At 45.1% G+C, this 10,075-nt stretch carries 11 protein-coding genes; 4 read left to right on the top strand and 7 right to left on the bottom strand.

What is annotated here, in order from left to right; genetic code table 11:
- The 3 genes from MED222_RS04895 to MED222_RS04905 form a co-directional block, all read right to left on the bottom strand.
- On the bottom strand, window positions 1–276 hold a 276-nt coding region (locus tag MED222_RS04895; protein ID WP_009848170.1), incomplete at its 3' end, for a flavodoxin domain-containing protein.
- Between the two features lie 10 nt (window positions 277–286).
- A complete protein-coding gene (locus tag MED222_RS04900; protein ID WP_009848169.1) occupies window positions 287–1,744 on the bottom strand; it encodes a TrkH family potassium uptake protein in 1,458 nt (485 codons plus the stop codon).
- Between the two features lie 34 nt (window positions 1,745–1,778).
- Window positions 1,779–2,402, bottom strand: coding sequence for a YigZ family protein (locus MED222_RS04905; RefSeq protein ID WP_009848168.1), 624 nt, complete (start codon window positions 2,400–2,402; stop codon window positions 1,779–1,781).
- A 227-nt stretch (window positions 2,403–2,629) separates the two neighbouring features.
- Here MED222_RS04905 and fadB point away from each other — a divergent pair, with 227 nt between their 5' ends.
- From fadB to acuI, 3 genes are all read left to right on the top strand, one after another.
- Complete coding sequence (gene fadB, locus MED222_RS04910) at window positions 2,630–4,801, top strand: fatty acid oxidation complex subunit alpha FadB (RefSeq protein WP_009848167.1); 2,172 nt, start codon at window positions 2,630–2,632, stop codon at window positions 4,799–4,801.
- A gap of 26 nt (window positions 4,802–4,827) precedes the next feature.
- Window positions 4,828–5,991, top strand: coding sequence for an acetyl-CoA C-acyltransferase FadA (fadA, locus tag MED222_RS04915; RefSeq protein ID WP_009848166.1), 1,164 nt, complete (start codon window positions 4,828–4,830; stop codon window positions 5,989–5,991).
- A gap of 243 nt (window positions 5,992–6,234) precedes the next feature.
- The gene (acuI, locus tag MED222_RS04920; RefSeq protein WP_009848164.1) at window positions 6,235–7,215 is read left to right on the top strand and encodes an acrylyl-CoA reductase (NADPH); all 981 of its coding nucleotides are present in this window, start codon (window positions 6,235–6,237) and stop codon (window positions 7,213–7,215) included.
- 120 nt (window positions 7,216–7,335) lie between these two features.
- Here acuI and MED222_RS04925 read toward each other — a convergent pair whose 3' ends face one another.
- Both MED222_RS04925 and MED222_RS21595 read right to left on the bottom strand, forming a co-directional pair.
- A complete protein-coding gene (locus MED222_RS04925) occupies window positions 7,336–8,277 on the bottom strand; it encodes a LysR family transcriptional regulator (RefSeq protein WP_009848163.1) in 942 nt (313 codons plus the stop codon).
- Between the two features lie 156 nt (window positions 8,278–8,433).
- On the bottom strand, window positions 8,434–8,619 hold the full coding sequence (locus MED222_RS21595) for a hypothetical protein (RefSeq protein ID WP_004736674.1): 186 nt from the start codon (window positions 8,617–8,619) through the stop codon (window positions 8,434–8,436).
- A gap of 149 nt (window positions 8,620–8,768) precedes the next feature.
- Here MED222_RS21595 and tusA point away from each other — a divergent pair, with 149 nt between their 5' ends.
- Entirely contained in the window at window positions 8,769–9,020 is a 252-nt protein-coding gene (gene tusA / locus MED222_RS04930; protein WP_004736675.1) for a sulfurtransferase TusA, read from the top strand.
- Window positions 9,021–9,103: 83 nt separating this feature from the next.
- Here tusA and MED222_RS04935 read toward each other — a convergent pair whose 3' ends face one another.
- Together MED222_RS04935 and MED222_RS04940 are read right to left on the bottom strand one after the other, a co-directional pair.
- Window positions 9,104–9,358 (bottom strand): hypothetical protein, encoded by a 255-nt coding sequence (locus MED222_RS04935; RefSeq protein WP_009848161.1) that lies wholly within the window; start codon window positions 9,356–9,358, stop codon window positions 9,104–9,106.
- A 151-nt stretch (window positions 9,359–9,509) separates the two neighbouring features.
- Window positions 9,510–10,064: a TMEM165/GDT1 family protein gene (locus MED222_RS04940; RefSeq protein ID WP_009848160.1), complete on the bottom strand. Its 555-nt coding sequence runs from the start codon at window positions 10,062–10,064 to the stop codon at window positions 9,510–9,512.
- Between the last annotated feature and the right edge of the window lie 11 nt (window positions 10,065–10,075).

Raw genomic sequence — 10,075 nt, 5'->3', positions numbered from 1 at the left:
TTTACGAGCTGTTAAGTTAACGCAAAAGAAAGCAACCTTGTTCGATTGCAACTGAGCAAGGTTGGCATCAATGAACTTATATAGCTTCTTATTAAGGTGGCCGTAACGAATAGATGCACCAATCAACACTCTATCGTATTGAGCAAAGTCGACATTACTAATAGTGTGCAGATCTTGAAGCTCACATTCGAACTCATTCATTTCTTCTTTTATATAGTTCAAGATTTTCTTGGTCTGCCCTTCACGGCTTGAATATAAAAATAGAGCTTTTGCCACAATGTTGTCCTTAGCTACGCCAAAACGTAGGGGTCAATAAAATTAATAAGGTGAATATCTCTAAACGACCAAACAGCATAGATACGATCAACACCCATTTGGCCTTATCATTCACATCGCCGAAGTGCATTGCCACTTCACCTAAGCCCGGGCCAAGGTTATTCAGCGTTGCCGCTACGGCAGAGAAAGCGCTTAGCTCATCCATCCCCGTAGCAATAAGAGCCAACATACAAACCACAAAAACTAATGCGTATGCAGAGAAGAAGCCCCAAACCGCATCAACGACACGTTGTGGTAGCGCCGAACCACCAACCTTGATGGTATAGACAGCACGCGGGTGAACAAGACGCTTCATTTCACGAGCACCCTGTAAAGTAAGCAGTAATATTCGAATGACTTTCATACCGCCACCCGTTGAACCTGCACAACCACCTATAAAAGAAGAGAACAGAAGCAACACAGGTAAGAATAGCGGCCACTCAGAGAAACCGGTTGTGGTGAAGCCTGCGGTTGTTGAAATAGATACTGTCTGGAACAAGGCTTGATCGAAAGCATCATAATACGAGTCATAAGAATGGTGATTCAACAGTAATAAGAAACAAACTAAGAACAGCACGACTTGAATAAAGATAAAGGCACGGAACTCAGGATCTTTCCAGTAATACTTAGGATGTACACCACCAGAAGCAAATGCCGCAAAGTGAAGAGAATAGTTACATGCAGATATAAGAAGGAACACGACCGTAATCATGTTGATAGCAGGACTGTTGAAATAGCCCATGCTTGCATCGTGCGTTGAGAAGCCACCAATTGCGATAGTCGAGAAACTATGGCTAATAGCGTCAAAGAAGCTCATACCTGCAAGCCAAAATGCCACTGCACAAGCAATTGTTAAGCTGAGATAGATGTACCAGAGCGCTTTTGCCGTTTCAGCAATACGCGGTGTCATCTTACTGTCTTTTACAGGACCTGGGATTTCAGCACGATACAGCTGCATACCACCGATACCCAGAACAGGAAGAATGGCTACCGCCAATACGATGATACCCATACCACCAAACCATTGTAGGAACTGACGGTAAAACAGAATTGCCTTAGGGAGATCATCAAGGCCGACAATAACCGTCGCACCAGTTGTAGTTAATGCAGAAAAGGATTCGAAGAAAGCATCGGTTACCGAAACACTCGGGTTATCAGCGATCAAAAACGGTAACGCACCCGCACTGCCGATTACCGTCCAGAACAAAACAACAATCAAAAAGCCATCTCGCGCCTTCAATTCATGTTTATAGCGTCGGTTTGGAAACCAGCAAGTTGCTCCAAAAAATAATAGAACAAAGAAAGTCGTCACAAATGGCACACCCGCACCATCTCGATAGATCAGTGCGACGAGCGCAGGTGCGAGCATTGATACACTAAAAAGTGCTAATAATAATCCGACGATTCGAATAATTGAGCGAAATTGCATGAGCTATTGAACGAAGCGAAATGCTTCACACTTCCTAGTTGTCTTTGACTTTCGTTACCAGTGCCTTAGCACCGCTTTTATTGATCATGGTTTGGGTAAACGAATCTACCTGAAGGAGCTCTATTTCAATAATAAGCTCAACTTGCACACCATAATCCGCTTGGACTTCAACAGCCTGATGCTGAGCCATAATGGATTGCGCAATTGGCACAAAGCCATAGTCTAACTCTAGCCGTAATTTTGTGGTTATTTTTTTCTCGATAGTTTGAAGCAGCTTGAGAGCTTGTTGCACTCCACCACCGTAAGCCTTTACTAGGCCACCCGTTCCAAGCTTGATTCCGCCAGAATAACGAGTAACAACAGCCGTCAGTTCACCAACGCCAGAACCAGACAGTTGCGCCAAGATAGGCTTACCCGCAGTACCAGATGGCTCTCCATCGTCACTAAAGCCCCATTGCATTGAGTCTTCAGGTCGCCCTGCAGCAAAACCCCAACAATTATGTCGCGCTGATGAATGCTCTTTTTTTACCTGTTCTACGAACTGTTTAGCAGCTTCTACACTTGGAGTATGAGCAAGATGAGTAATGAAGACGCTCTTCTTTATCTCTTCTTCAAACAGAGCCGACGCTGACGGTATTAAATAGGGCTGTTCATTCATATCGTTAACTTAATTAATAAGAGCGGCGAAGTGTATCACGCGTGAATAATAAGGGTTAGAGGATCTGTGCCATCGCACAATGTTAAACAATTGTTTAAAAAATGTATTGAAATTCACCAGGCAGAGGTACAGACTAGAATAACTGGTCTTACCAGGTATTCTACAATAATAGAAAGATAACAAGATTCTCTCAAACAATCGTGGATTGTATGTCATGGAGATAGACAATGATTTACCAAGCTAACACCTTACAGGTAAAGGAATTACAAGATGGTATTGCAGAACTTAGCTTCTGTGCTCCGGCCTCTGTAAACAAACTCGACCTTGCTACTTTAGAATCACTAGATAAAGCGTTAGATGCTCTTAATGCTCACGCTGGATTACGTGGTTTAATCTTAACTTCAAACAAAGACGCGTTCATCGTAGGCGCAGACATCACTGAATTTCTTGGCCTATTTGCTAAGCCAGAAGCCGAACTTGATGAATGGTTAAGATTCGCTAATTCAATTTTCAGCAAGCTCGAAGACCTTCCTGTCCCAACTCTTTCAATGATGCGTGGCCATGCCCTTGGCGGCGGCTGTGAATGTGTACTCGCTACCGATTTCCGTATCGGTGACAAGACCACCAGCATAGGCCTACCAGAAACCAAACTTGGCATAATGCCTGGCTTTGGTGGTTGTGTGCGTCTGCCACGTGTTATCGGTGCTGACAGTGCAATGGAAATTATCACGCAAGGCAAAGCATGCCGTGCAGATGAAGCACTTAAAGTTGGCTTGTTAGATGCGATTGTTGAAACAGACCAACTATTAGAATCAGCGATTAACACTGTTTCTCTAGCAGCCAATGAAAAACTCGATTGGCAGCTACGTCGTAAACAAAAAACATCAGCGCTTTCATTAAGCAAACTAGAAGCGATGATGAGCTTTACCATGGCGAAAGGCTTAGTTGCTCAAAAAGCAGGGCCTCATTACCCAGCACCTATCACCTCGGTTATCGCTATCGAAGAAGCAGCACGTAGCGATCGCGATGCAGCACTAGACATCGAGCGTAAACACTTCGTTAAGCTAGCGAAATCTGAAGAAGCGAAAGCATTGGTCGGCTTATTCCTTAATGACCAATACATCAAAGGCCTAGCGAAACAAGCTGGTAAGTCTGCAAACAAAGCGACTGAACGAGCAGCGGTACTTGGTGCTGGCATCATGGGTGGCGGTATTGCTTACCAGTCAGCGTTAAAGGGCGTGCCAGTGATGATGAAAGACATCGCACAGGCGTCTCTAGATCTTGGTATGAACGAAGCATCTAAGCTGTTGAATAAACGCTTATCACGCGGTCGCCTAGATGGATTCAAGATGGCAGGCATTCTGTCTTCTATTACCCCAAGCTTACATTACGCAGGTGTTGAACAGTCAGATGTGATTGTGGAAGCCGTTGTAGAAAACCCTAAAGTAAAAGCAGCAGTACTGAGTGAAGTGGAAGGTCTGGTGGGTGAAGACACAGTTCTTACATCAAACACCTCAACGATTCCGATCAACCTGCTAGCAAAATCTCTAAAACGCCCAGAAAACTTCTGTGGTATGCACTTCTTTAACCCAGTACACCGCATGCCTTTGGTTGAGATCATCCGTGGCGAGCATACTTCAGAAGAAACCATTAATCGCGTGGTTGCTTACGCAGCGAAGATGGGTAAATCCCCTATCGTTGTTAATGATTGCCCAGGCTTCTTCGTTAACCGTGTACTTTTCCCTTACTTTGGCGGTTTCAGCATGTTGCTACGTGACGGTGCTGACTTCACTAAGATCGATAAAGTCATGGAGCGTAAGTTCGGTTGGCCAATGGGCCCTGCTTACTTGCTAGACGTTGTAGGTTTAGACACAGCACATCATGCACAAGCAGTAATGGCGCAAGGTTTCCCAGAGCGTATGGGTAAAGAAGGTCGTGATGCAATTGACGCACTTTACGTCGCTGAAAAATACGGCCAGAAGAACGGCAGCGGTTTCTACACGTACAGCGTAGACAAACGCGGTCGTCCTAAGAAGACATTCTCTGAAGACATTCTTCCTATCCTGGCTGACGTATGCCAACAACCACAAGACTTTGATGACCAGACAATTATCCAACGTGTGATGATTCCTATGATCAACGAAGTGGTGCTTTGTTTAGAAGAAGGTATCATCGCGACACCGCAAGAAGCGGATATGGCACTGGTTTACGGTTTAGGCTTCCCTCCATTCAGAGGCGGCGTATTCCGCTACTTAGACAGTGTGGGTATTGGTAACTTCGTTGAAATGGCGAAGAGCTACCAAGACTTAGGTGCAATGTACCAAGTTCCTCAACTATTGCTTGATATGGCAGCGAAAGGCGAAAGCTTTTACGACGGCCAACAAGCAAGTTCTCTGTAACCCACATTTGGAAAAGGAATAGCAAAATGAATAATGTAGTTGTTGTTGATTGCCTTCGTACCCCAATGGGACGTTCCAAAGGTGGAGCTTTCCGTCACACTCGTGCTGAAGATCTGTCGGCACATTTGATGAAAGGCATTTTAGAGCGCAACCCAGAAGTAAACCCTGTCGAAATTGAAGACATTTACTGGGGTTGTGTACAACAAACGCTAGAGCAAGGCTTCAACGTTGCACGTAACGCTGCTTTACTTGCTGGTCTGCCGATTGAGATTGGTGCGGTAACGGTGAACCGTTTATGTGGCTCATCTATGCAAGCTCTGCATGATGCAACCCGCTCTATCATGGTTGGTGATGCTGAAATCTGCCTGATCGGTGGTGTCGAACATATGGGCCACGTACCAATGAACCATGGTGTTGATTTTCACCCTGGCATGTCTAAACACGTAGCAAAAGCGGCAGGTATGATGGGCCTAACCGCTGAGATGTTAGGTAAAATGCACGGTATTAGCCGTGAAGACCAAGATGCATTCGCAGCACGCTCACATGCTCGCGCTCAAGCAGCTACGGTTGAAGGTCGTTTCAAAAATGAAATCCTGCCAACCGAAGCTCACGCTGCAGACGGTTCTCTGTTCACTCTGGATTACGACGAAGTCATTCGCCCAGAAACTACGGTTGAAGGCTTATCTCAGCTTCGCCCGGTATTTGACCCAGCAAACGGAACGGTAACAGCAGGTACTTCATCAGCATTGTCTGATGGTGCATCGGCAATGCTGATCATGAGCGAAGAGAAAGCCAACGCACTTGGCCTGAAGATTCGCGCTCGCGTGAAGTCGATGGCTATCGCTGGCTGCGATCCTTCAATCATGGGTTACGGCCCAGTACCAGCAACTCAAAAAGCACTGAAACGTGCAGGCCTAACCATCGAAGATATGGGTGTAATTGAGCTAAACGAAGCGTTTGCTGCTCAATCTCTTCCATGTGCTAAAGACCTAGGTCTATTGGATGTAGTTGACGAGAAAGTTAACCTTAACGGCGGTGCGATTGCTCTTGGTCACCCACTAGGCTGTTCTGGTTCTCGTATCTCGACGACGCTAATCAACCTGATGGAAGCGCAAGACGTGAAATACGGCTTGGCGACCATGTGTATTGGTTTAGGCCAAGGTATTGCAACGGTATTTGAACGCCCATAGCGATCACTGGTTGTAATACTTGTAGGGTAATCTTTTGTGCAGCTATATTTATATAGCTGCACTTTTTATTACTTGGCATCCAACAATGCATCGATTGCGTTCAGCGAACTCAGCGAGAGAAAAACCAACACTGATATCTATGCGCAAAACGCATAGATTCAATGTTGATGTTTCATTATTTTTTCTCGGATGATTCAACTAAAGTTACTTCAGTTTCCTAATATTCCTCCTACGGAGCAGATCATGTTTAAAGCACTTGTACTAAACCAAGAAGACAAAAAAACTATCGCATCAGTTTCTCAAATTGATGAGTCTCAATTACCAGAAGGTAACGTGAAAGTTGATGTGAGCTACTCTTCTTTGAACTACAAAGATGGTTTGGCGATAACAGGTAAAGGGCGCATTGTTCGCAACTTCCCTATGGTTCCTGGTATCGACCTTTCTGGCGTGGTTTCACAATCTGATGACCCGCGCTACAAAGCAGGCGACGAAGTTGTTCTGACGGGTTGGGGTGTTGGTGAAGGCCACTGGGGCGGTATGGCTGAGAAAGCGAGCCTAAATGGTGACTGGTTAGTACCAATGCCTGCAGGTCTTGACGCCAAGAAAGTCATGGCGATTGGTACAGCTGGCTTCACCGCTATGCTTTGTGTGCAAGCTATCGTAGATGCAGGCATCAAACCAGAAGACGGTGAAATCCTAGTAACGGGTGCTAGTGGCGGCGTAGGCAGCGTGTCTATTACGCTACTAAACCAACTAGGCTACAAAGTAGCAGCGGTTACTGGCCGAGCTTCAGAAAATGGCGAGCTTCTAAAATCACTAGGTGCAACACGCATTGTAGAGCGTGCTGAATTAGAAGAACCAGCGAAACCACTTGAGAAACAACTGTGGGCTGGTGCTATCGATACAGTAGGTAGCAAGGTACTTGCTAAAGTATTGGCGCAAATTGATTACAACGGCGCGGTTGCAATGTGTGGCCTAGCCGGCGGCTTTGACTTACCAACTACGGTAATGCCATTCATTCTACGTAACGTTCGTCTACAAGGTGTTGATTCTGTAATGTGCCCTCGTGAAAAACGTATTAAAGCGTGGGAACAACTGGCTGAGCTACTACCAGAATCTTTCTACGCTCAAGCAACCAAAGAAGTGTCTTTAGACGGTGCGATTCAAGCAGCAGAAGACATCACTAACGGTCAAATCACTGGTCGCGTAGTCATTAAGCTATAGATTCTCAAACCTTAAACAACGGCTTTAGGTTTGGATAACTCAAAACAACAAAGGGCTGATTTTTATCAGCCCTTTTGCGTTTTTTTCATTCGGGTCAAGTGAACCCAGACTCAGCTCCGGTTAACCCAAACCGACATCCGCAATTCGTTTTTGAATCAACTCACCACACTCTTCTTTTACCACTCTTCTTAACCATTGTTGTGAAGCAGAAGAATCGCAACGCGAGTGCCAGATCAGTGAGTAATCAAACGGCATAAATTCAAATGGTAATGGCTTAACAACCAAGTCATAACGCTCTGCCACCAAATAAGCCAAATCAGCAGGTACAGTAATCACCAACGGCATTCTATCAACAATCGCCAATGCCGCTTCAAGATGATAAGCACGCAACACCATTTTGCGAGGCTGTTGATTGGCTAACGCGTTGTCCAATAAAGCCTTAACACCATCACTGATCGCAATCATCGCATGTGGGAGTGAAACATAGTCTGCAAGGCTTAAATGTTGATCGGCTAATGGATGGTTTTTAGATAACAGACACGACACACCGACCGGCCCCAATACCTCTTGATGAAGTGGTGCAATGCTGCCACTCGGGCGACAAATCGCCATATCCACACGTTCGGTGCTGAGCTGTTTAAACAAATGTTCATGCTGCAACGGAGCAAACTCCAAAGATATGTTCGGCGCTTGTTCATAAATCTTAGGCAGAGCATAAGGCAAGATGGTTTGCATCGCGTAGTCAGTGGTCGCAATTAAAAAACGCTCACTGCAATAGTAAGGATCGAAATCACTCGGACTAAGCAACTGACGGAATGATTCTAAAGGCTGATCAATGCGCTGGCTGATCTCGAGAGCTTTCTTGGTGGGAATAAGGTGCTGACCTTGGCGTGTAAACAGGGGATCGTTGAGTAGTTCTCTTAAGCGTCCTAATACTCGGCTGGTTGCCGATTGGCTTAGGTTAAGACGAAGCGCGGCTTGACTAACACTGCCCTCTTCAATCAATACCTTTAAGGCGACCAGTAAATTCAGGTCTCTACGATAGATGTCTTCTAATTCCACGCCACTTACCTAGCTGTATACAATTATCATTGGTCACTAAGTTGTTTATAGCATGCTTTAGATAAAAAAAATCCCGCAATTACGCGGGGAAGCCCAAGAAAATCTGGGGATAGTGTCGGAATGTTGTCGTATTGGAATTTGCTTGCTGTATTCGGGTTAGTGCTCTTGCTCCTCGGCTATGCCTTGCCAACGGCGCATCTCTACCCAAATACCAATAATCGTTGCTACTATGCCAAAAATTGGCATTAGAGAGGTCTCTGTCGATGAGCGTAGTACTAACGCACAAAAAGAAATAAAACAGAGAACTGAATAAATTGTTAATCTATCTAATCCTGTCAACATCGCCACTCCTTAGCTAGTTGCCTTTGATTTGAGTTGTTATCAACTTGTTAATTAAGTTATAGGAAATGGTTCCATTTGCCAAGCACTTATTGCATATTTTTTCTGCAGACGTATTATTCACTCGTTAGATAGATATAGAGATACAAACCATGACATTCAAACCTGAACTGGCAACCCACACTTTAGAAGCTGAAGGCCTGCGTTGCCCAGAGCCAGTAATGATGGTCAGGAAGACAATTAGAAACATGCAGGATGGCGATGTGTTACTGGTAAAAGCTGACGATCCTTCGACAACTCGTGATATTCCGAGCTTTTGTCGATTCATGGATCACCAGTTGGTAGGCCAAGCGACAGAAACGTTGCCTTACCAGTATTTGATCAGAAAGGGATTGGAGGCGTAACGCCCCACCGACTATCAAGTATCAAAAAAGCCGCTCGTACCTTATGTTCTTAAACAGAACTCAGAGTACGAGCGGCTTTTTGTTTATTCGCTTCTAGATTTGTTTTGCAGATGCTCAAGCTGATGCTGAATTTCTCGGATATCTTTTCGCATAGGAATAATATGCGCAACCCGAATCCAAGCTTCTACCGCAAGCCCGGTCATGATCATCGAACCAGCCACCATTGGTAGCCACATGTCCGTCAACACCATGCCTAGTAGTGTAAGTGCAAGACCAAAGGTAAATAGATAACTTTGGCTTTGTGGAGTAATACCCATATAACGCGTCAACATAATCATGCCCTCGTGTTCTTAACTCACAAGATTAAAATATCATGACAAGTATGACAGTTATATGTCCATTCGCTCGATAAACCCCACAATACTGTAAGAGTATGACCTACAACACATTACTCTACTGATTGAGTATAATAAGACTCAATACTACCGCTTAATAGAACGCTGCTGCGATAGCCAAGCCCACGAACAACAAGGCTGTGATCTTGCGAATCAGGTCAAGTGGCATCTTATCTGCCGATAGCTTACCAATGATCACCACAGGCACATTCGCCAGCAACATACCAATGGTAGTACCGAGAATGACCCACGTTAATGCATCCGAATATTGAGCCCCTAGAATCGATGTCGCAATCTGAGTCTTATCACCGATCTCAGCAATGAAGAAAGCGATAAAACTGGCGACAAACGGCCCTCGGTTCGAGATCTGCTCATCGTCATCTAATTTATCCGGAATCAGAATCCAGCCTGCCATCGCAATGAAACTGACCACCAGCACCCACTTAAGTACTTCAGGAGATAAATAATCAGCAACCACAACACCTAGCCACGCAGCAAGGGCATGGTTGGCAATGGTGGCAAAGAAAATAGCCGCAATAATAGGTAGCGGTTTTCGATATCGACTGGCTAATAAAAGGGATAACAACTGAGTCTTATCACCGATCTCGGCTAAGGCGACAGTTGTAATTGAAATTGCTAAAACGCTCACGACATGCTCAT

Origin of the sequence: Vibrio sp. MED222 (assembly GCF_000153005.1) — a bacterium.
Taxonomy (GTDB): Bacteria; Pseudomonadota; Gammaproteobacteria; order Enterobacterales; family Vibrionaceae; genus Vibrio; species Vibrio tasmaniensis_A.
This window is presented reverse-complemented; position numbering and strand designations above follow the sequence as displayed.

Excerpts from the sequence above, each read along its gene's own strand:
- fadB (WP_009848167.1), top strand. The coding sequence starts at position 2,630 with ATGATTTACCAAGCTAACACCTTACAGGTAAAGGAATTACAAGATGGT.
- MED222_RS04935 (WP_009848161.1), bottom strand. The coding sequence starts at position 9,358 with ATGATTATGTTGACGCGTTATATGGGTATTACTCCACAAAGCCAAAGT.
- tusA (WP_004736675.1), top strand. The coding sequence starts at position 8,769 with ATGACATTCAAACCTGAACTGGCAACCCACACTTTAGAAGCTGAAGGC.
- MED222_RS21595 (WP_004736674.1), bottom strand. The coding sequence starts at position 8,619 with ATGTTGACAGGATTAGATAGATTAACAATTTATTCAGTTCTCTGTTTT.
- fadA (WP_009848166.1), top strand. The coding sequence starts at position 4,828 with ATGAATAATGTAGTTGTTGTTGATTGCCTTCGTACCCCAATGGGACGT.
- MED222_RS04900 (WP_009848169.1), bottom strand. The coding sequence starts at position 1,744 with ATGCAATTTCGCTCAATTATTCGAATCGTCGGATTATTATTAGCACTT.
- MED222_RS04905 (WP_009848168.1), bottom strand. The coding sequence starts at position 2,402 with ATGAATGAACAGCCCTATTTAATACCGTCAGCGTCGGCTCTGTTTGAA.
- acuI (WP_009848164.1), top strand. The coding sequence starts at position 6,235 with ATGTTTAAAGCACTTGTACTAAACCAAGAAGACAAAAAAACTATCGCA.